A 19,495-nucleotide genomic window follows, 5' to 3' on the forward strand; every position below is an offset into this window, starting at 1 on the left:
CAGGGGGTGATCATCAAGGCGGTGTCGCCGCACGACGACCCGATCGGGGGCGCGTTGCTGGCGGTGCAGAAGGCGGCGTACGCGGTCGAGGCGGAGCTCATCGGCGACGACCGGATCCCGCCGCTGCGCGAGAGCCTGGCCGAGCTGCGGGCGCGCGACCTGCTGTGGCTGGCCGCCTTCGACGGCGACGGCGACGGCTCTGGCGACGGCGGGCCGACGGGGGCGGTGGCCTGGACGGAGAGCCCGGAGGAGCTCGACATCGACCGGCTCGTGGTGGCCCCGTCGATGGCCCGGCGCGGCATCGGCCGGGCGCTGGTCGAGGCGGTGCTGGCCCGCGCCGGCGGACGCCGCGTCGTCGTGTCCACGGCGCGCGGCAACGTGCCCGCGCGCCGCCTCTACGAAGGGCTCGGCTTCACCCTGCTCGGCGAGACCGAGGCCATCCCCAAGCTGTGGATCGCGAACTACGCCCTGCTCGGCTAGAGCAGCCCCGCGGACTCCAGGTCCTCCCACAGCGCGTCAGGCACCGGCCGTGACCACAGGGCCGCGTTCGCCGTGACCTCCTCCGGGGTGCGCGCCCCGAGCACGACGCTGGCGACCGCCGGATGCCGCAGCGGGAACGCCATGGCCGCCTGCGGCAGCGTGACGTCGTGCCGCTCGCACACCGCGGCGATCCTGGCGGCCCGCTCCACGAGCGGCGCGGGCGCCGGCTGGTAGTCGAAGGTGCTTCCCGGCCTGGACGTGGCCAGGATGCCGCTGTTGAAGACGCCGGCCGCCAGCACCTTCACCCCGCGCTCGGCGCACGCCTCCAGCAGGGGCAGGCCCGACTGGTCGAGCAGGGTGTAGCGCCCGGCCAGCATGACGACGTCGATGTCGGTCTCCCGCACGAACCGCAGCGGCGCCTGCCACTGGTTCATGCCGAGCCCGATCGCCCGCACCACGCCCTCGGCCCGCAGCTCGGCCAGCGCCGGGTACGCCTCCGCGAGCGCCTGCTCCACGTGGTCGTCGGGGTCGTGCATGAGGGCGATGTGCACGGCCGGCAGCCCCAGCCGTTCGAGGGAGTCCTCCAGCGAGCGGCGCACGCCGTCGCGCGAGAAGTCCCACGTCCGCGTCACCTCGCCCGGGACGTCGAAGATGTCGTCGTCGCGCCCGGACGGCGACGGCGCGGGCACCAGCAGCCGCCCGACCTTGGTCGACAGGACGTAGCCCGAGCGCCCGGCGAGCGCCGCGCCGAGCCGGCGCTCGGACAGGCCGAGGCCGTAGTGCGGCGCGGTGTCGTACAGCCGCACCCCGCTCTCCCAGGCGGCGTCCACCGTGGCGCGCGCCTCGGCGTCGGTGACCGCCTGGAAGAGGTTGCCGATGGGCGCGCCGCCGAAGCCGTGACGCGGCAGCTCGATCACGCGGTCTCTCCCGTCAACGCCGTGCCTCCCATCAATCCTGTGCCTTCCCGCCCGCTATCCGGCTGATCATCAGGGCGATGAGGATGATGCTGCCGTAGATGACGGGCTGCCAGAAGCCGGAGACGCCGATCAGCGTGAGGATGTTCTGCACCAGGCCGATCACCAGCACACCGGTGAGCGCGCCGAGGATGGTGCCCTTGCCGCCGTCCATGCTGACGCCGCCGATGACGGCCGCGGCGAACACCATGAAGATCCAGCCGACGCCCATGTTGTTGCCGATCGCGCCGAGGCGGCCGGTCTCCAGGATGCCGGCGAGCGCCGCGAGGACGCCGCCGAGGATGAACACGCCGTAGAGCACGCGGTCCACCCGGATGCCGGCGGCGCGGGCGGCGTCGAGGTTGCCGCCGATCGCGTACAGCGAGCGGCCGACGCGCAGGTAGCCGAGGCCGAAGATGCCCGCCGCGAACAGCAGCCCGGCGATCCAGATGGCCGCGGGCAGGCCGAGCCACATGGCGCTGCCGAGGTAGAGGATCGAGTCGGGAAGCTGGAACAGCGTCTTGCCCTCGGTCGGCCCCTGGAGGAGACCGTGCACGATGATCAGCATGGCCAGCGTCACGATGAACGCCGAAAGCTGGAACCTGATGATCAGGAACCCGTTGAAGGCGCCGATCGCGGCCCCGACGAGCAGCGCGAGCGGGATCACGAGCGCGCCGGGCAGCCCGAGGCCGAACCCGCCCGCCGCGGCGGGAACCACCAGCATCACGGCGATGGCGGGCGCGGTGCCGACCGTCGACTCCAGCGACAGGTCGAACTTCCCGGCGATCAGGATCATGGCCTCGGCCAGCACGAGGAGCGAGATCGCCGCCTGCTGCTGGAGGACGTTCGTGAGGTTGCCCGCCGTCAGGAAGGTCGGGTCCAGGAACGCGCCCACGACGAGCAGGAGCACGATCACCGGCACGAGCGTCAGGTCGCGGAACCTGGCCAGCCGTAGCCGCGAGGCCGGTGCGGTCAAAGTGGTCACTCTTGTATGCCTTCCATCACGGCCACGAGCTCGTGGTCCGTCCAGCCACGTGGTACGTCCTTGACGATCTCCCCGTGGAACATCACCAGCACCCGGTCGCAGATGCGCAGGTCGTCGAGCTCGTCGGAGACCACGACGGCCCCCGCGCCCCGCTCGGCGGCGTCCTCGACGGCGCCGAGCAGGGCCTGCTTGGCCTTGACGTCGACGCCGGCGGTCGGGTTGATGACGACCAGCACCGTGGGATCGTCCACGAGCGCCCGCGCGAACACGACCTTCTGCGCGTTGCCCCCGGACAGGTCGCCGACGGGCTGGTCGGGCCCCTCGGTCTTGATGTCCAGGGCGGTGATCATCTCCTTGGCCTTCTCGCGGCGGCGCGACGGGGACACGACGCCGAACCGGCCGAGCTTGCGGGCGATGGGGAACGTGGCGTTCTCCCCCACCGACAGCAACGGGACGAACCCCTCGTGGTGGCGGTCCTCGGGCACGAACCCGAGCCCCGCCGCCATCGCGGCGGGCACGTCGCCAGGCTTCACCTTGGTGCCGTTGACGACGACCGTGCCCGTGTCCGCGCCGCGCAGCCCGACCAGGGTCTCCGCCAGGCCGACCTTGCCGCTGCTCGCCGAGCCGGCCAGGCCGACCACCTCGCCGGCGCGGACGCTGACGTCCACGTTCCGGTAGCGGCCGGCCAGTGACAGCCCCTCGCCGGAGAGCACGACCCGCTCGCCGGGCGTGCGCTCCCGCGCGTGGTACGCGGACGTGGCCTCACCGGTCATGGCGTGCACCAGCTCGTCCTGCGGCAGCCCGGCCACCGGCCGGGTCATGATGTGCCGGGCGTCGCGGAAGACCGTGACGCTCTGGCAGATCTCGTACACCTCGTCCAGGTGATGGGAGATGTACATCATCGTGACGCCCTGCTCGCGCAGCGAGCGCATGCGGGCGAACAATCGCTCGATGGCCGGCCCGTCGAGCCGTGCCGTGGGCTCGTCGAGGATGATGAAGCGCGCGCCGAACGACAGCGCCCGCGCGATCTCCACGAGCTGGCGCTGCTCGACGCTGAGATCGCCGGCCAGCGTCTGCACGTCGACGTCCACCTCGTAGGTGTCGAGCAGTTCGCGGGCGCGGCCCCGCAGCGTCCGCCAGTTGATGGGTCCGTGCCCGTCGCTCTGCCGGTTGAGGAAGAGGTTCTCGGCGACGGTGAGCGCCGGGATGATCGTGGACTTCTGGTAGACGCAGGCCACGCGCTGCCGCCAGGCGTCCCGGTCGCCGGGGGCGGGTGCCGGCTCTCCCGAGAACAGCACCTCGCCCTCGTCCGGCCGCTGCAGCCCGGTGAGGATCGACACGAGGGTGGACTTCCCCGCGCCGTTCCTGCCGAGGAGCGCGTGCGTCTCGCCTTCGGCGATCGCGATCTTCGCGCCGTTCAGCGCGACGGTCGGACCGAACCGCTTGACGACGTTGCGGGCTTCGACGTGAATGCTCATCAGCCGACCTGGTTGCCCCAGAGGTTCTTGTCGTCCACGTTGTCCTTGGTGACCAAAGGCGCGGGAAGCTGGTCCTCAAGGCCGTTGGGGAGCTGGATGATGGTGCTGTCGTGGTCGGTCGGGCCCGGCTGGAACGTCTTGCCCTCCAGCGCGGCCTTCGCGTAGAAGAGCGCGTACTTCGCGTAGAGGTCGGCCGGCTGCGACATCGTGGCGTCGATCTCGCCCTTGCGGATGGCGTCGAACTCCTGCGGGATGCCGTCGTTGGAGACCACGAAGATGTGCTTGGGGTCGTCCGGCTGCACGAGCAGGCCCTTCTGCTTGAGCACCTGCAGCGTGGGCGCCAGGTGGACGCCGCCCGCGTGCAGGTAGATGCCCTTGATGTCAGGGTTCTGCTCCAGGCGGGTCTGCAGCATGGACGCCGCCTTGCTGCCCTCCCACTCGGTCGGCTCGCTGAAGACCGTGATGTCGGGGAACTTCGTCTTCATGCACTCCAGGAACGCCTCCGACCGGTCACGGCCGTTGATCGAGCTGAGCGCGCCCTGGAGCTGGACGACCTTGCCCTTGCCGCCGAGCTTCTCGCCGAGGAACTCGCACGCCTTGGTGCCGTACGCGCGGTTGTCGGCGCGGACGACCATGTAGACCTTGCCCTTGTCCGGCCGGGTGTCGACGGAGACGACGGGGATCTTCTTGTTCTCCAGCTGCTGCAGCGTGTTGGCCACCGCGCCGGTGTCCTGGGGCGCCATGACGATGGCCTTGGCGCCCTGGCCGACCAGCGCCTGCACGTTGTTGACCAGCTTGGACACGTCGTTCTGCGAGTTCGTGGCGGGCATGAGGTCCACCTTGAGCTCGCTCGCCATCTGCGGGGCGTACTTGATGTAGGAGTTCCAGAAGTCGGAGTCGGCCCTGGGGTGGTCGATGCCGACCTTCCCGCCGCCGCCGCTCGCGCCTTCTGTCGTGGAGCCTGAGCCGCACGCCGTGACGACCGCCAAGAGGGCGGTGCCCGCGATCACCCGTCCGAACTTCATAGGGGGGTACCTTCCTTTGTTTGACTGGTCGCTAGTTGGTCGGCCGCAGCCGGAGTCCCTGCATGCCGCCGTCCACCGCGATCGAGGTGCCGGTGGTCGCGCCCGACTCGGGGCCGGCGAGGTAGGCGATCGCCGCGGCGACCTCCTCCGCCGTGACCAGGCGGCCCATGGGCTGCCTGGCGTTGAGCGCCTTCCGCTCCGCCTCGGGATCGGGGGCGGCGTCGAGCAGCCGGCCGACCCACGGCGTGTCGGCGGTGCCCGGGTTGACGCAGTTGACGCGGATGCCCTCGCTGAGGTGGTCCGCGGCCATCGCCAGCGTCAGCGACAGGACCGCGCCCTTCGTCGCGCTGTAGAGCGCGCGCTGGGGCAGCCCGGCCGTGGCCGCGATCGAGCAGGTGTTGACGATCGAGGCGTGCTCCGACCTGCGGAGGTAGGGCAGGGCGGCGCGCGCGACCCGTACCATGCCGAAGACGTTGACGTCGAAGACCCGCTGCCACTCGGAGTCGGGGTTGTCCTCGATCGTCCCCTGGGCGCCGATGCCGGCGTTGTTGACGAGCACGTCGATGCCGCCCAGCCGCTCGGCGGCCTCGGCCACCGCGGCGCGCACGCTCGCGTCGTCCGTCACGTCCGCCTTGACGCCGGCGAACGGCTCGCCCGGCGGGTTGAGGTCGAGGCAGGCCACCGTCATGCCGCGCTCGGCGAGCAGGGTGGCGGCCGCCAGGCCGATGCCGGATCCGCCGCCGGTCACGACGGCCCTCAGACCTGCTGCGCTTGTCCGGCTCACGCGTCCCTCCAGACCGAACCGTTGGGGAAGGTGTGGGCGGCGATCGACTCCGCGTGCATCTGCGCGCTGAATCCGGGGCGCGACGGCGCGAGGTAGCGGCCGTCACGGATCACCACCGGGTCGACGAAGTGCTCGTGCAGGTGGTCGACGTACTCGATGACCCGGCCGTCCATCGTGCCGGTGACCGCCACGTAGTCGAACATCGACAGGTGCTGCACCAGCTCGCACAGGCCGACGCCGCCGGCGTGCGGGCAGACCGGGACACCGAACTTGGCCGCGAGCAGCAGGATCGCGATGTTCTCGTTGACGCCGCCGACGCGGGCGGCGTCGATCTGCAGGTAGGAGATGGCCCCGGCCTGGAGGAGCTGCTTGAAGACGATGCGGTTCTGGACGTGCTCGCCGGTCGCCACCGGGATCGGCGCGATGCCGCGGGCGATGGCGGCGTGGCCCAGCACGTCGTCCGGGCTGGTCGGCTCCTCCACCCAGTGCGGGCGGAACTCGCTCAGCGTGTTGATCCACTCGATGCCCGAGGCGACGTCCCAGCGCTGGTTGGCGTCGATGGCGATCGGGAAGTCGGGGCCGCAGACCTCGCGGGCGACCCTGAAGCGCCGCAGGTCGTCCTCCAGGTCGGCGCCGACCTTGAGCTTGATCTGCCTGAACCCCTGCTCGATGGCCTCCTCGCAGAGCCGCCGCAGCTTCTCGTCATCGTAGCCGAGCCAGCCGGGGGAGGTCGTGTAGGCCGGGTAGCCGGTCTCCATCAGCCGGGCGATCCGCTCCTCCTTGCCGCCCTCGGCCTTGCGCAGGATCTGCAGGGCCTCGTCGGGGGTCAGCGCGTCGCTGAGGTAGCGGAAGTCGACCAGGTCGACGATCTCCTCGGGGGACATCTCGGACAGCAGCCGCCATACCGGCTTGCCGGCCCGCCGGGCCTTCAGGTCCCACAGGGCGTTGACCACGGCGGAGATCGCCATGTGCATGACGCCCTTCTCCGGCCCCAGCCAGCGCAGCTGCGAGTCGTTGACCATCTCCTTGTAGAGGGCGCCGAGGTCCTCGACGTCCTTGCCGAGCACGTAATGCTCCAGCGCGCTGATCGCGGTGGTCTGGACGTCGTTGCCGCGCCCGATCGTGAACGCGAACCCGTGGCCCTCGTGACCGTCGTCGGTCCTCAGCACCACGTAGGCGGCGGAATAGTCGGGGTCGGGGTTCATCGCGTCGGAGCCGTCGAGCTCGCGCGAGGTCGGGAACCGCACGTCGTGCGTCTCCATGCCGACGATCCGGTACGCCGGCCGGGTGTCGTTGTTCGTCATGCCTGGCCCACCGTCTGCCGCTGCCGCCCGAGCCCCTCGATCTCCAGCTCCACGACGTCCCCAGCCCTGAGGTAGGGCTGCCCCGGCATGCCCATCGCCACGCCGGCGGGGGTGCCGGTGTTGATCACGTCACCCGGCTCCAGCACCATGAACTGGCTGAGGTAGCGCACGATCTCGGCGACGTCGAAGATCATGTTCTTGGTGTCGCCGTCCTGGCGCAGCTCGCCGTTGACCCAGAGGCGCAGCGACAGGTCCTGCGGGTCGCCCACCTCGTCGGCGGTCACCAGCCACGGCCCGAGCGGGTTGAACGTCTCGCACGACTTGCCCTTGTCCCACTGGCCGCCGCGTTCGAGCTGGAACTCGCGCTCGGAGACGTCGTTCGCCACGGCGTAGCCGGCGACGGCCTCCAGCGCCTCCTCCCTGCTCTCCAGGTAGCGGGCCCGTCGTCCGATGACGATGGCCAGCTCGACCTCGTAGTCGGTCTTGACGCTGTTGCGGGGGACGAGCACCTCGTCGTACGGGCCGACCATGGTGTCGGCGGCCTTCATGAACACGACAGGCTCGGCCGGCGGCTCCGCGCCCGACTCGGCGGCGTGGTCGCGGTAGTTCAGGCCGATGCAGACGATCTTGCCGGGCCGCGCGACGGGGGCGCCCACCCGCAGGCCCTTCTCGGCCACGATCGGCAGGTCACCGCGGTCGAGCGCGGCACGGACGCGCGCCACTCCTCCGGAGGCGAGGAAAGCACCGTCGATGTCGGGCTCCCCGATGTCGCGCAGGTTGCCGGCGTCGTCCAGCACCACCGGCCGTTCCTGTCCGGCAGGTCCTACTCGCAGCAGCTTCACACCGCATCCTTCATCTATACATCGGATGTCTCGTCCCACGATGCTGGGGCGCACACCCTCCATGTGTCAAGGGTGAGGCCCGGGAAACATCCGATCCGTGACCTGGATATCCTTCGCGAACATCATCACTCGCGGCACCAACCGGCCATATCGCCCCGATGACCTGGTTCACCCCCAGGATACGTGTCCGCCCCAAAGACATCGGACGTCGCTGCCGTCCGCTCGCCCTCGCTCCTTGACGGTCGTACAGTCACGTAATAGAACACGTTCCAGTACCGAACTTAACCAAGCGCTTGATCAAGAGGGTGAGCCGGGTGCACATCGACCTCGTCGACAGGGACCGCTACGCGACCGCTGGACCACCGCACGAGCAGTTCGCCTGGCTGCGCGCCAACTCCCCCGTCCACTGGCACGACGGCGAGCCGGGATTCTGGGCCGTCACGCGCTATGACGACGTTGTCCACGTCTCGCGCCACTCCGACCTCTTCTCCTCCCACCGCAGGCTGGCGCTCTTCGAGGAGCTGGAGGAGGAGCAGATCGCCCTCCAGCGGCTCATGATGCTCAACCAGGACCCGCCGGAGCACACCCGGCGCCGTTCCCTGGTCAACCGCGGCTTCACCCCGCGCACCATCAACGCCCTCGAAGAACACATCCGCGACATCTGCGACGACCTCCTCGACAAGTGCACCGGCGAGATCGACTTCGTCACCGAGGTCGCCGCCCCCCTGCCCCTCTACGTCATCTGCGAGCTGCTCGGTGCGCCCGTCTCCGACCGCGACAAGCTCTTCGCCTGGTCCAACCGCATGATCGGCGCCCAGGACCCCGACTACGCCGACGACCCGGCCCAGGGCTCCAACGCCGCCATGGAGGTCTACGCCTACGCCAACGAACTCGCGGCGCGGCGCAAGGCCAACCCCAGGAACGACATCGTCACCAAGCTCCTGCAGCCCGACGAGAACGGCGAGACCCTCGACGAGAACGAGTTCGACCTGTTCGTCCTCCTGCTGATCGTCGCCGGCAACGAGACCACCCGTAACGCGGCCTCCGGCGGCATGCTCGCCCTCTTCGACCACTCGGACCAGTGGGACCGCCTCGTCGCCGACCCCACCCTGGCCAGGACCGCCGCCGACGAGATCGTCCGCTGGGTCTCCCCCGTCAACCTCTTCCGCCGCACCTCCACCCGCGACCAGGTGCTCGGCGGTCAGCCCATCAAGGCCGAGGACAAGGTCGTCGTCTTCTACGGCTCCGCCAACCGCGACGCCTCCGTCTTCCCGGACCCCGAGGTCTTCGACATCGGCCGCACCCCGAACCCGCACATCGGCTTCGGCGGCGGGGGCGCCCACTTCTGCCTCGGCAACCACCTGGCCAAGCTCGAACTCCGGGTCCTGTTCGAACAACTGGCCCGCCGCCGCCCCCGCCTCGCCCAGTCCGGCCCGGCCAGCCGCCTCCGCTCCAACTTCATCAACGGCATCAAGGAACTCCCGGTCACCATCAGCTGACCCGCTCCGAGCTGCAGCCGGCGCCCTTGGCCAGAGAAAGCGACGGTCAAGGGCCCGCTCGTGCTGCTTGCCGATGGCTCCCCGCAGCCCATCCTCCACACACATCAGGGAGCAGGTGGTAAGCAAGCCCCGGCGACTCTCGGGGCCTCTCCGGAGAAGAGCGCCGGCCGTGTTGTGCGTCATCGAGCGCCGAGTTTGATTAGTTCAATTGGGTCTAGGATTGGCTTATCAAACTTCGGAATCAGCGTCTACACAGGGGATTCAGTGGCAGGGAGAGGTCGTCCGAGCCGGGCCACAGTCTACGAACGACTCGACCGTGCCATCCAGGAGCTCAACCAGCGCCTCGGCGGTCTGCCCAGCCCTACTGAAGCCCAAGAGATCTGGTCCGACATCTGGCACCTCGAGGCCCATCACTCCACCGCGCTGGAAGGCAACACCCTGGTGCTCAAGGAGGTGCAGGCACTGCTCGACCAAGGACGAGCAGTGGGTGCCAAGCCCCTCCGCGAGTACAACGAGGTCAAGGGCTACGCGGACGCCGCCAAATGGGTCTACGGTCAAGCGCTGGAACCCGAGGTGTGGAATGACGGGCATTTGCTCAGCCTCAACGAGCTACGCCACATCCACCACACGGCCATGACCCCTGTCTGGGACATCGAACCGCACCCCGAGGCCTCTGACCGCGAGGGACCCGGGAACTTCCGCGAACACGACATCCACCCATTCACAGAGGGGATGACGCCGCCTTCCTGGACGCTCGTCCCTGGCGAGATCCAGGGATGGGCAGACGATGTCTGCGAGCTGGGCAGGAAGCTGGAGGCCAAGGAGGACATCGGCCACCCGCTGCCGGAGGAACTCGCTAAGATCCACAACTCCTTTGAGCGCATCCATCCGTTCATCGACGGCAATGGACGTACCGGTCGCCTTGTGCTCAACCTCATCCTGGTACGTCTCGGCTACCCACCGATCATCGTCTTGAAGAAGCAGCGCGAGAGCTACCTCACCGCCCTCCGCCGAGCTGATGCCGGCGACTACGGAGCGTTGGGGGAACTCATCGCTCGCGCTATGGAAGACAACCTCAACCGCTTCATCGTCCCCAACGTCGCCGGCCCCGCCAGGCTTGTGCCCCTCGCCGCACTGGTCGACGAGGAGTTCAGCATCCACGCTCTACGCCAGGCCGCCCAGCGAGGGCGCCTCAACTCGGTTCAGGGCCCCGATGGCGTGTGGAGATCTTCCCGCAAGTGGGTCGATGCGTACCGAGCGTCCAGGCATAGGCCCACCAAACCTCGGAAAACTCATCCTGGCGACGACTCTCCCTCCGGGCCACCAGCCTCCTAGAGCCTGTACAGAGCTCAAATCAGTGAGATCGCCTGGGGTGGTAAGCGAGGTTAGGTCCCGGACGTGTGGCGACCCGAACCTGCACATCGGCTTAGGCAACGGGGCGCTCACTTCTGCCTGGACAACCACCTGGTCAAACTCGAACTCCGGGTCCTCTTCGGACAACTGGCCCGCCGCGGCGTCCGCTCCAACTTCATCAACGGCATCAAGGAACTCCCGGTCACCGTCAGCTAGGCAGGCAGGTGGACGTGATCGTCGCGGCCATGCCAGACTTCGTCCGAAACATCACACACAGCTAGTCAGCGCCCGGTCGGTCGGTGGAGTGCGCTGGCGTGCTCGCTCGGTCGCGAGCACGGCCGGTCACGCCTCCGCGCGGGGTCCTGGTCGTGTACGCGCCGAGCCCGTACACCGAAAGGACCGACCATCATGTCCACCGACCAGTTCGGGCTCGCCGGCGGCGACTACGTCCCCGACCCCGATCACGACACCACGCTGCTCCTGGACACGTTCTACGACCGTCTGGCCACGACGGACGCCGACCTCACGGCCGCCATGCGGGCTCGTCAGGACGAGCTCGAAGCGTCCAACCGGTCCCGGATCGTTGACGAGCCCGCGCGGCACAACCTGCGCCTGACCCTGGCACTGGTCGCCGCCTATGAGCTCCTCCGGCCCAGGCTGGGCAGGCAACAGGCCATCGCCGCCGTCCAGGCGGCGTTCGTCGAACCGCTCAGGGACGCCATGAAAGAAGGCACCCGGGCGATGCTGGACCAGGCGCCGGACGCCTTCCGTGCCATGGTGGAGACGAGCAAGTCGCGGGAGGAGCACGCGTTCGGAAAGGGGTTCGTCTTCGAGCGGCCCGTGGACGACGGCGAGCGCTATCACCTCGACGTGCGCCGGTGCTTCTACCACGACGTCCTGGTCGCGAACGGGGCGCCGGAGCTGACCCCGGCCATGTGCGCGTTCGACGCCAACTGGATCGAGGCCATCGAGCCGCGCAGACACGGCTTCCGCTTCGAGCGCCGCACCACGATCGGCATGGGCGGCACCCACTGCCCGTTCCACTTCGACCGCATCATCGAGTAGCGGGCGTGACCGGTGGAAACGCCGGTCGAGGGCCTACTCATGTGTCCAACGGCGGCGTCTGATCTGCTGCGACTGGTCGTACCGAACACGTACGCAGGCCAGATGCCGTGCGACACTCATGTGCAGTCGCTACTGCAACAGGTGGGTGGCGTGCCACTTCCACGGCCGCTTGACATGTCCAAAATGCCCGACCCCATGAAAGTGCTCAAAAACAGCCTCCGCGTCCGATAAACGCGCAGGTCAGCGAGAGTGCTCCCCGCGCACGCGGGGATGGTCCCCGGAACGTCTCGATCTTGCTGGGGTACTCCTTGTGCTCCCTGCGCACGCGGGGACCGTCCCGTCAGCAACGTGTCTTATGCACGGTCATGCACAGGGGGCTTAATTACGTGGACCTCGCGCGCTCGTCCGCGACGAGTTGGGCCGCGTGACGGGACACGTCCGCGTAGTACTCGCCGAGGTCGAGCAGGCCGTCCGACACCTGCTGAGCCAGCTCCGCCGTCGCATCGGCCGGCGCTTGATCAGCGGTCACCCGACGGCCTCCAAGCCGAGGCCGTCGTGGGTGTCCCAGAGCCTGCCGCAGGCGCGGCACGTCAGCGCGCTGTGCTCGGCCCGGATCGGCGCGCCGTCAGCGCAGGCGAGGCGGGCGGCGATGTCCACGGCGAGTTGCAGACGTAGCAGGCCGTAGGTCTCGCTCACGTACGCCCGGTCGGCCGCCCGATAGTGAGGGATGTCTTGGCCTGCCACGCGCTGCTCGTTGTAGGGATCGACGACGACCAGGTAGATGGTCTTGCCGCTGTGGCCCTCGCCGCGCAGGCGGTAGGGGGACAGCCATGTCCAGTTGATCGCGGACGGCCACCGCAGGCGTACGCTCTCGGGCGCTCCGCGCAGCGCCCACCCCTGCTTCACGGGGTCGTGCCCGTCGTCTGGCCGCCGGTTAGCTCGTCATGCAGGGCTCTGACCTCGGCCAGAAGGGAGGCGACCTCGGTGGGGTCGTGGGCGCAGCCGGCGCGGATGGCGCGGCTGTAGTTGGCTGCCTGGGTGGCGATGCGCTTGGTGAGGGCGTCGGCGAGGGAGCCTGTGGTGCAGTCGGTGGCGATGCAGCCGGCATCTGGGGTGCTGGTCATCGTGCGGGAACCCCCTGCAGGACGTGCATGATCGTGTCGGCGGCCTGGCTGATGTGGGCGGCGGGGGCGATCTCGGTCCCCCACTGCCAGCAGTAGGCGGCGCGGGTGGGGCCGAGGGGCTGGTAAACGATCGTGTCGTGGAAGCCGCGGTCGTGCGGGTTGCAGACCTGGAGCGTCGGGAAGGCCGTGGAGCCGCGTAGGCGGGCGATCCATCCCCGCCGCTCCAGCTCCGCCCTGAGGATGTCGAGTTGGTCCCGGCTGGTGAGGGCCGGAGCCGTGCGAATCTCAGTAGTCATAGTCACGGACAGTAAGCGTGCGCTGCCACGACAATTCCACTGGAGTGGAATTGGATAGACCTAGTGGGGGATGCCCAACCGCGCGGCCAGCCCTCGGATCTCACGCCCAACAGCGTTGACTCTGGCCTGCTCCGCCATCACCGCCACCGTCTCACGGACCTTGGCATCGTTGCGGAACCGCTGAGGCGCGATCGTCTCGGCCTGGCGCAGCCACACGATCGCCTCGTCCCGCATCTTGTGATCCCGCGCCAGACCACGCCCGACCTCGGCATAGAAGCCGGCGCGGCGTGCCGGATGCACGACAAGCTTGGCGTCCTCGACGGCCGCGGCCTTGCGCGCCACCGCCTGGCCGGACTCCCCATACTCAACAGCGACGGCGACCCGCCAGGCCGCTACGTTCGTGGCGCAGAACGCCTGCCAGTTGGCCGCCATGTCGTCAGGCAGACGGGCGGCCAACTCCTCGGCTGCACACAGCCAGTCCTCGGCCGCGCGGCCGTTGTAAGTCGCGGCGCACGCCGGCGCCGCGTTCAGCGTCAGCATCCCTAGCACCTGCAGCGCCTCGCTGTCGCGCGCATGAGGTTCGAGCTCGTCTACGGCCCGTTCGGCCAGCGTCTTGACGCGACTCCAGTTGCTGGCGCTCGGCCGGATCAGGGAGAACGCGACCTTGCCCCGGGTGACGGGGTCTCCGAGCCGTATGGCCACCTCGTCCGCGCGCATCGCCGCGATGTGGCCGAGATCGGGATGCGCGAGCGTGCGCGCCATACCGGCCGCGCACATGTACGCCTCGACAAGGGTTTCCAGGGCGAGGCGTTGCGCCTGCTCGTCGCCCGTGGCCACGTGGAAGTGGAGGTCGTCGATCAGGCCGGGCAGCAGTTGGCCGACCTCAATGTAGTCGTACCTGCGCCGGCTCCGCTCGATCGCGCCTGCCATGAGCTGCGTCAGGTCAGGCAGAGGGCGGGCCCGGTCGACGACGGGACTCCGGTACACGCCGTTCGACTCCAGAGCGTCCCTCAAGGGCGAGATGTACGCGTGCGGGGTCGACTGCAGCGGGTCGCGGGTCAGATGGGGGCCGCCCACGATGTCGGTCTCCGACACTTTGAGCGCTTGCGCGAGGCCGGCTATGTAGGAGCGGCGGTCCAGTGCGGCGAGGCCACGCTCGATGCTGGACAGGTGGCTTTTGCTCATGCCTGCTTGGCCGGCGAGTTCCACGAGGGTCATGCGTCGCCATTTGCGTAGGGCTCGTAGTCGGGTGCCGATGGTGGCCTCGTCGTACATAAGCCCCGCACCTCCTGATGGTCGGCACTCTCAGGCTACGGTGCCGGGCTTCTGCCGTACCAGGCGTCGGGGTTCATCGATGGCAGGCAGGGACAGCAGAGAGCCCCGCGAGGAATGCCCCCCGCGTACGCCGGGTGATCCCTGTCGTTACCAGGTGTCGGGGTTTCGGCGGCGGCGTCTGCGGCCTTGGGAGGTGCGGTAGTGGGGGCGGCGGCAGGCGGCGCGGATGTTGTGGAGGATGCGGGTCGTGGTTTCGGGGCCGGGGCGCCAGCCGCGTTCGATCAGGGCGTTCGCGACGTGGTCAAGGAGGTCGGCGATCTGGCCGGGGATGACGTCACGGCGTACGGCGATCATGCGCCAGCCGCGCCGGCGGAGCTCTTCGCGGCGGTCCGTGTCGCGTTGGCGGTCGGTGGGTGAGGTGTGGTGTGGTGTTCCTGGCCGTCGTACTCGACGGCGACCTTGAACGCCTCCCAGCCCAGGTCGAGGTAGGCGTGGTGGTCGTCGCCCAGGTCGACCCTGAGCTGGGTGGAGGGTCTGGGGAGGCCGCCCTCGACGAGGATCACGCGGAGCCAGCTCTCCCTCGGGGAGGCGGCTCCGCGGTCGGCGAGGCTGAGGATGGCTTGGGTTATTCGGCGGATCCGGTTGGTCAGAGGGATTTCGGGGGGCGAGAGCGTGGGTGGGGGTGGGTCATCGGATACCTCCGAGGAAACCGCCGTCAGGCGGGGGAGGAATCAGACCCCTGCGGAGCAGGGCAGGGGCAGGCGATCCGCCGCCAGGCGGACCGCCGTCGAAACGCCGCACGACACCGCACGGTTCGGTATTGTGTTCGACGGTGGCGACAACCAAGCCACCTGCCGAATGATCAGAAACATCCTCGCCGCCGGGCTGGCGGAGAGCTGAAACGCCTGTGGAGCTGGTGTAAGACCTCAAGGGAAGCCCTTCCTGGCGGGCGACCGGCAGTGAAGCAGGAACCCTCACGGGTGACCGTGGGAATCCCCCTCGTTTACGAGGGGGAGGATGTCAAGTGGTCAGGATGGTGAAGGCGGCGTACGGGCGAGCGGCCGAGCGGGGTTCTGGGGACAACCCCGCGGTCAGGGGTGCAGGGTGAGGCCCTTCAAGGTTTTGTCCACGGCGTTGCGGGGGCCGTGGACGGCCAGGCCGACCAGCAGCAGCTCGTCGCTCGCCACGGCCCGCACCGCCGCCCGGTTGTCCGCGTCGTGGCCCGTCTTGAACATCTCCTCGATGTAGACGGCCACGTCCATCCCCCGCCCGATCGCCTTCTCGCGGATCCCGCGCAGTTGCGCGAGCCCGCCCTCGTACACCAGCACCGGCTGGCGGAACATCGGCAGGTACGCGACGCCCGACCCGTCCCCGTACGGCTCCCCCATGGTCTCCGGCACCCCGCCCGCCACCGCGCTCGCCAGGAAGGCGGTCACGTTGAGTCGCTGCCAGACGGCCAGGTCGTCGCGTACCACGATGGCGATCTTCGTATCGAAACGCATGGCCCCTGAGCATCCCCGGCCAGGGGCCTGCCGTCTTGTACGCTCGTGCGACCCGAGCCCAGGAGCTACGCCGACTCCAGGATCGGGCGCCAGTCCGGCACCTCGTGGTAGCGGCGCAGCTCCGCCAGCCCCGCCACGATCCCGCCCCACGCCGCGTACGGCGGCCGCGCGGCGTCGAACCCGCTCTGCACCAGCGTCAGCCGGGTACGCCCGCCGCTGCCCTCCAGCTCCCACGTCCCGACGCCACCGTCGCCCCAGTCGAGCGAGAACGTACGCCCGGGCACCAGCTCCAGCACCTTGGCCGGGCTCGGGTCGTTGGCCAGGCCGCCCATGGCGAAGCGCCCGCCCACGTACGGCTCGATCTCGATCGGGAACCCGAACCACTTCGTCACCGCCTCGCTGTCGATCAGCGAGGCGAACACCTCCGCCGGCGAGGCGTCGACGACGGCCTCGGCGCGCAGCTCGGGCGAGGTGAAGTCGACGCGCGGCGTCAGCGCGCGCCCCTCCAGGTGCTCGGCCAGGTTGGCGAGGATCAGGCACCAGTACGTTTGCAGCACGCCCCTGATGCTCTTGCCGGTGATGACGTCCTGGAAGTCGAAGTGGGTCTGGGACAGCGTGACGAGCGTGGCGTCGGGACCGTCGGGCTCAAGGGCGAACTCGGTGGTGGTCTCCTCGCCGTCCAGGAGCCAGGCGAAGCGCACGGTGCGCTCGTCGGCGTGCAGTAACCGCTGGTGGGGCGCGTCGCCCTCGGGCGTGGTGGGGCCCCAGAAGGCGTAGCGGCCGGCGGGCAGGTCCGCCTCGGCCTGCTCGGCCAGCCAGACGCGCATGTCGGCGGGGTCGGTCAGCGCCTCGCGGACCCGCGCGATCGGGGCCGGGATGCGGGCGACCAGCGTCATGGGGGCGGGGTCGGTGGGCTCAGGCGTCCGCAGGTCGTCGGTCATCGTCATCGTCTCCTCGACGGTCGTCGGTCTTGGGTTCTTGGGTCTTCGGGTAGCAGGCCACGGCGAGCTTGAAGGCGTCGCCCTCGGCGCCGCCGTACCGGGTGAACAGGTCCTGCAGCATCGTCTGCAGCTCGGCGAGGAACTGCCCGCGCTGCTCGGCCCGTACGTGGATCTCGCCGGACAGGCCGACGGAGGGCAGTTCGGGCGCGGTGCGGTCGAGCGCCGCGATGTCCTCCTGCACCTCCTCCATGAGGTCCAGCAGGTAGCCGAGGCTGAGCTCGTCGCGGGCCCGCCGCAGGCCGCCGATGCGGCCGACCAGCCGTGGCGACAGCCAGTACGACCGCGCGCCGGCCTGGTAGATCCCCTCGGAGATCCCCCGGACCTTGCGCTCGGCGACCTGGTCGACGAGGCCCGCCTCGACCAGGCGTTTCACGTGGTAGTAGACGCGCTGCGGCGTCTGGCCCAGGGCTACGGCGACCTCCGAGCAGGTGCGAGGCTCGGCGAGTTGCCGCAGCACCTCGACGCGCTGCGGTTTGAGCAGTGCCTCGGCCTGCTCGATGGCTTCCAGGTACAGGACGTCTCTCATCGCAAAAAACATCCTTTACGTAAAAATGTTCCTTGTCAATAGGGGACGCGGGGGAGAATGGAGGGCGTGGGAGGGGACTGGGCGCGTTACTGGCGGGCCGGGCGGCGGCGGCCGCTGGAGGCCATGTACGCCCACTTCGAACGGCACGTCTACCACCGCCACAGCCACGACACCTACTCCTTCGGCGTGACGGAGACCGGCGCCCAGTCGTTCACCTGCCGCGGCGCGGCGCACACGAGCGCGGCCGGCATGGTGATGGCGTTCAACCCGGACGACCCGCACGACGGGCACGCCGCCGACGCGCTCGGCTTCACCTACCGGATCGTGCACATCGGCCCCGCCCTGGTGTCGGAGGCGCTGGCGGACGCGACGGGCCGCAGGTCGCCGCTCCCCCTGTTCGCCGCCCCGCTGGTGGCGGACGCGGCGGCGGCGGGCGCGCTGCGCGCCTTCCACCGGGCGCTCCTGGACCCGGCCGCGACGGCCCTGCGCCGCGACGAGCTTCTCGCGGTCACGGTCACCCGCCTGGTGAGGGCCGCGGCGACGCAAGCCCCGCCGGACCCGCCGAAGGCCCGCGGGACGTCAGCGGCGGTGGCCGCGCGGGCGCGCGGATTCCTGGAGGACCACCTGCTCGACGACCCGACCGCCGAGGAGCTGGCGCGGGCGACGGGCGGCAGCAGGTTCGCGGTGTACCGGGCCTTCGTGGCGCGCTACGGCATGCCGCCCAGCGACTACCAGCGCCTGCTCCGGCTGCGCCGGGCCCGTACGCTGATCGCGGACGGCGTCCCGATCGGCGAGGCCGCGGCGGCCACGGGCTTCGCCGACCAGAGCCACCTGACCCGCTGGTTCGTCCGCTGTTTCGGGCTGACCCCCGGCGCCTACCGGGAGGCCGGGGAGTCCTAGGGCCAGGAGCCGTCCTGCTCGGGGTCGCCGCCGTCGGTGAGCAGCTTCAGATCGGCCTCGACCATCGTGGCCACCAGCTCGTCGAACGACACCGTCGGCTCCCAGCCGAGCTGGTTGCGCGCCTTCTTCGGGTCGGCGCAGAGCAGGTCCACCTCGGCCGGCCGGTGCAGGGTCTGGTCGGTGACGACGTACCGCTCCCAGTCGAGCCCGGCGGCGGTGAAGGCGGCCTCGGCCAGCTCGCGCACCGACTTCATCCGCCCGGTGCCGATCACGTAGTCCTCGGGCCGGTCGGCCCGCAGCATGAGGTGCATGGCCTTGACGTAGTCGCCGGCGTACCCCCAGTCGCGCCTGGCCTCCAGGTTGCCGAGCCGCAGCTCGGAGGCGAGCCCGAGCTTGATCCTGGCGACGCCGAGCGAGACCTTCCTGGTGACGAACTCGACGCCGCGCCGCGGCGACTCGTGGTTGAAGAGGATCCCGGAGACGGCGAACATGCCGTACGACTCGCGGTAGTTCTGGGTGAGGAAGTGCCCGTACGCCTTGGCCACGCCGTAGGGCGAACGCGGGTGGAAGGCGGTGCGCTCGTTCTGCGGGGTCTCGCTGACCTGGCCGAACATCTCGGACGACGACGCCTGGTAGAAGCGGATCTGCCCGGAGGCCGCCGAGGCGCCGCCGCGCGAGACGCCCGAGCACACCCGGATCGCCTCCAGCACGCGCAGCACGCCCATCCCGGTGACCTCGGCGGTGAGCTCGGCCTGCTCCCAGGACATCGGCACGAACGAGATCGCGCCCAGGTTGTAGACCTCGTCGGGCTGCACCCGCTCCACGGCGGAGATGAGCGACCCCTGGTCGAGGAGGTCGCCGCGGACGACCTGGACGTCCGACAGCAGCCTGCGGATCCGGGAGACCCGGGGGTTGGCCTGCCCGCGGGCGAGGCCCCAGACCTCGTACCCCTGCTCCAGCAGGTGCTCCGCCAGATAGGAACCGTCCTGGCCGGTGATGCCGGTGATCAGAGCGCGCCTGGCCAAGGGTCCTCCAACTTCGCGTTACGCAATCCCGTTGGGACGGAATGTACAGCTATGCACCGGGAAAGAGCAGCAGCCGAC

23 protein-coding genes are annotated in these 19,495 nt (G+C 69.7%); 5 read left to right on the top strand and 18 right to left on the bottom strand.

The window, feature by feature from the left end:
- Positions 1-6 precede the first annotated feature (6 nt).
- Positions 7-480 (top strand): GNAT family N-acetyltransferase, encoded by a 474-nt coding sequence (locus Nocox_RS35655; RefSeq protein WP_020544082.1) that lies wholly within the window; start codon positions 7-9, stop codon positions 478-480.
- Here the strand turns inward: Nocox_RS35655 and Nocox_RS35660 are convergent.
- The 7 genes from Nocox_RS35660 to Nocox_RS35690 are packed head-to-tail and all read right to left on the bottom strand — an operon-like array spanning position 477 to position 7,851.
- Positions 477-1,397, bottom strand: coding sequence for an aldo/keto reductase (locus Nocox_RS35660; RefSeq protein WP_020544083.1), 921 nt, complete (start codon positions 1,395-1,397; stop codon positions 477-479). The two genes, Nocox_RS35655 and Nocox_RS35660, sit on opposite strands and share 4 nt — an antisense overlap.
- Positions 1,398-1,428: 31 nt before the next feature.
- Entirely contained in the window at positions 1,429-2,418 is a 990-nt protein-coding gene (locus Nocox_RS35665) for an ABC transporter permease (RefSeq protein ID WP_157383140.1), read from the bottom strand.
- On the bottom strand, positions 2,415-3,896 hold the full coding sequence (locus Nocox_RS35670) for a sugar ABC transporter ATP-binding protein (RefSeq protein ID WP_020544085.1): 1,482 nt from the start codon (positions 3,894-3,896) through the stop codon (positions 2,415-2,417). The genes Nocox_RS35665 and Nocox_RS35670 overlap by 4 nt, the downstream gene beginning before the upstream one ends.
- Positions 3,896-4,921, bottom strand: coding sequence for a sugar ABC transporter substrate-binding protein (locus Nocox_RS35675; RefSeq protein ID WP_020544086.1), 1,026 nt, complete (start codon positions 4,919-4,921; stop codon positions 3,896-3,898). Before Nocox_RS35675 ends, Nocox_RS35670 begins: the two co-directional genes overlap by 1 nt.
- Before the next feature lie 31 nt (positions 4,922-4,952).
- Complete coding sequence (locus Nocox_RS35680) at positions 4,953-5,705, bottom strand: SDR family NAD(P)-dependent oxidoreductase (protein WP_211212700.1); 753 nt, start codon at positions 5,703-5,705, stop codon at positions 4,953-4,955.
- Entirely contained in the window at positions 5,702-7,009 is a 1,308-nt protein-coding gene (locus tag Nocox_RS35685; RefSeq protein ID WP_020544088.1) for an L-fuconate dehydratase, read from the bottom strand. The genes Nocox_RS35680 and Nocox_RS35685 overlap by 4 nt, the downstream gene beginning before the upstream one ends.
- Positions 7,006-7,851 (bottom strand): fumarylacetoacetate hydrolase family protein, encoded by an 846-nt coding sequence (locus tag Nocox_RS35690; RefSeq protein ID WP_026214519.1) that lies wholly within the window; start codon positions 7,849-7,851, stop codon positions 7,006-7,008. The genes Nocox_RS35685 and Nocox_RS35690 overlap by 4 nt, the downstream gene beginning before the upstream one ends.
- A 314-nt stretch (positions 7,852-8,165) precedes the next feature.
- Between Nocox_RS35690 and Nocox_RS35695 the strand changes: the two genes are divergently transcribed.
- From Nocox_RS35695 to Nocox_RS35705, 3 genes are all read left to right on the top strand, one after another.
- On the top strand, positions 8,166-9,350 hold the full coding sequence (locus Nocox_RS35695) for a cytochrome P450 (protein WP_020544090.1): 1,185 nt from the start codon (positions 8,166-8,168) through the stop codon (positions 9,348-9,350).
- A gap of 264 nt (positions 9,351-9,614) precedes the next feature.
- Positions 9,615-10,685: a Fic family protein gene (locus Nocox_RS35700; protein WP_051112594.1), complete on the top strand. Its 1,071-nt coding sequence runs from the start codon at positions 9,615-9,617 to the stop codon at positions 10,683-10,685.
- Positions 10,686-11,111: 426 nt separating this feature from the next.
- Positions 11,112-11,768, top strand: a complete 657-nt coding sequence (locus Nocox_RS35705) for an L-2-amino-thiazoline-4-carboxylic acid hydrolase (RefSeq protein ID WP_020544093.1) — start codon at positions 11,112-11,114, stop codon at positions 11,766-11,768.
- 382 nt (positions 11,769-12,150) lie between these two features.
- On the opposite strand, the gene Nocox_RS35710 is transcribed toward Nocox_RS35705, so the two are convergent.
- The 10 genes from Nocox_RS35710 to Nocox_RS35755 all read right to left on the bottom strand — a co-directional run bounded on the left by Nocox_RS35710 (position 12,151) and on the right by Nocox_RS35755 (position 17,492).
- Positions 12,151-12,297, bottom strand: a complete 147-nt coding sequence (locus Nocox_RS35710) for a hypothetical protein (protein WP_020544094.1) — start codon at positions 12,295-12,297, stop codon at positions 12,151-12,153.
- A complete protein-coding gene (locus Nocox_RS35715) occupies positions 12,294-12,674 on the bottom strand; it encodes a hypothetical protein (protein WP_020544095.1) in 381 nt (126 codons plus the stop codon). The genes Nocox_RS35710 and Nocox_RS35715 overlap by 4 nt, the downstream gene beginning before the upstream one ends.
- Positions 12,671-12,892 (bottom strand): hypothetical protein, encoded by a 222-nt coding sequence (locus tag Nocox_RS35720; RefSeq protein WP_020544096.1) that lies wholly within the window; start codon positions 12,890-12,892, stop codon positions 12,671-12,673. The genes Nocox_RS35715 and Nocox_RS35720 overlap by 4 nt, the downstream gene beginning before the upstream one ends.
- Entirely contained in the window at positions 12,889-13,188 is a 300-nt protein-coding gene (locus Nocox_RS35725) for a hypothetical protein (protein WP_020544097.1), read from the bottom strand. Before Nocox_RS35725 ends, Nocox_RS35720 begins: the two co-directional genes overlap by 4 nt.
- Before the next feature lie 60 nt (positions 13,189-13,248).
- Positions 13,249-14,463, bottom strand: a complete 1,215-nt coding sequence (locus Nocox_RS35730; RefSeq protein WP_020544098.1) for a helix-turn-helix domain-containing protein — start codon at positions 14,461-14,463, stop codon at positions 13,249-13,251.
- Between the two features lie 147 nt (positions 14,464-14,610).
- Complete coding sequence (locus Nocox_RS35735; protein ID WP_020544099.1) at positions 14,611-14,817, bottom strand: hypothetical protein; 207 nt, start codon at positions 14,815-14,817, stop codon at positions 14,611-14,613.
- Positions 14,814-15,026, bottom strand: a complete 213-nt coding sequence (locus tag Nocox_RS35740; RefSeq protein ID WP_026214521.1) for a hypothetical protein — start codon at positions 15,024-15,026, stop codon at positions 14,814-14,816. Before Nocox_RS35740 ends, Nocox_RS35735 begins: the two co-directional genes overlap by 4 nt.
- Positions 15,027-15,554: 528 nt before the next feature.
- Positions 15,555-15,965: a DUF2000 domain-containing protein gene (locus Nocox_RS35745; RefSeq protein WP_020544101.1), complete on the bottom strand. Its 411-nt coding sequence runs from the start codon at positions 15,963-15,965 to the stop codon at positions 15,555-15,557.
- A 65-nt stretch (positions 15,966-16,030) separates the two neighbouring features.
- Positions 16,031-16,906 carry an SRPBCC family protein gene (locus tag Nocox_RS35750; protein WP_020544102.1) on the bottom strand — a complete coding sequence of 292 codons (876 nt, stop codon included), beginning with the start codon at positions 16,904-16,906 and terminating at the stop codon, positions 16,031-16,033.
- Positions 16,881-17,492 carry a winged helix-turn-helix domain-containing protein gene (locus Nocox_RS35755; protein ID WP_020544103.1) on the bottom strand — a complete coding sequence of 204 codons (612 nt, stop codon included), beginning with the start codon at positions 17,490-17,492 and terminating at the stop codon, positions 16,881-16,883. The genes Nocox_RS35750 and Nocox_RS35755 overlap by 26 nt, the downstream gene beginning before the upstream one ends.
- A gap of 57 nt (positions 17,493-17,549) precedes the next feature.
- Between Nocox_RS35755 and Nocox_RS35760 the strand changes: the two genes are divergently transcribed.
- Entirely contained in the window at positions 17,550-18,392 is an 843-nt protein-coding gene (locus Nocox_RS35760; protein ID WP_020544104.1) for an AraC family transcriptional regulator, read from the top strand.
- On the opposite strand, the gene Nocox_RS35765 is transcribed toward Nocox_RS35760, so the two are convergent.
- A complete protein-coding gene (locus Nocox_RS35765; protein ID WP_020544105.1) occupies positions 18,389-19,417 on the bottom strand; it encodes a GDP-mannose 4,6-dehydratase in 1,029 nt (342 codons plus the stop codon). The genes Nocox_RS35760 and Nocox_RS35765 overlap by 4 nt on opposite strands.
- Positions 19,418-19,495 lie beyond the last annotated feature (78 nt).

The organism is Nonomuraea coxensis DSM 45129 (genome assembly GCF_019397265.1).
In the GTDB taxonomy this organism is placed as follows: domain Bacteria; phylum Actinomycetota; class Actinomycetes; order Streptosporangiales; family Streptosporangiaceae; genus Nonomuraea; species Nonomuraea coxensis.

Bases quoted from the DNA above. Each gene is read 5' to 3' on its own strand.
- Nocox_RS35670 (WP_020544085.1), bottom strand. From the start codon at position 3,896: ATGAGCATTCACGTCGAAGCCCGCAACGTCGTCAAGCGGTTCGGTCCG.
- Nocox_RS35675 (WP_020544086.1), bottom strand. From the start codon at position 4,921: ATGAAGTTCGGACGGGTGATCGCGGGCACCGCCCTCTTGGCGGTCGTC.
- Nocox_RS35685 (WP_020544088.1), bottom strand. From the start codon at position 7,009: ATGACGAACAACGACACCCGGCCGGCGTACCGGATCGTCGGCATGGAG.
- Nocox_RS35705 (WP_020544093.1), top strand. From the start codon at position 11,112: ATGTCCACCGACCAGTTCGGGCTCGCCGGCGGCGACTACGTCCCCGAC.
- Nocox_RS35720 (WP_020544096.1), bottom strand. From the start codon at position 12,892: ATGACCAGCACCCCAGATGCCGGCTGCATCGCCACCGACTGCACCACA.
- Nocox_RS35725 (WP_020544097.1), bottom strand. From the start codon at position 13,188: ATGACTACTGAGATTCGCACGGCTCCGGCCCTCACCAGCCGGGACCAA.
- Nocox_RS35730 (WP_020544098.1), bottom strand. From the start codon at position 14,463: ATGTACGACGAGGCCACCATCGGCACCCGACTACGAGCCCTACGCAAA.
- Nocox_RS35735 (WP_020544099.1), bottom strand. From the start codon at position 14,817: ATGATCGCCGTACGCCGTGACGTCATCCCCGGCCAGATCGCCGACCTC.
- Nocox_RS35745 (WP_020544101.1), bottom strand. From the start codon at position 15,965: ATGCGTTTCGATACGAAGATCGCCATCGTGGTACGCGACGACCTGGCC.
- Nocox_RS35750 (WP_020544102.1), bottom strand. From the start codon at position 16,906: ATGACCGACGACCTGCGGACGCCTGAGCCCACCGACCCCGCCCCCATG.
- Nocox_RS35755 (WP_020544103.1), bottom strand. From the start codon at position 17,492: ATGAGAGACGTCCTGTACCTGGAAGCCATCGAGCAGGCCGAGGCACTG.
- Nocox_RS35760 (WP_020544104.1), top strand. From the start codon at position 17,550: ATGGAGGGCGTGGGAGGGGACTGGGCGCGTTACTGGCGGGCCGGGCGG.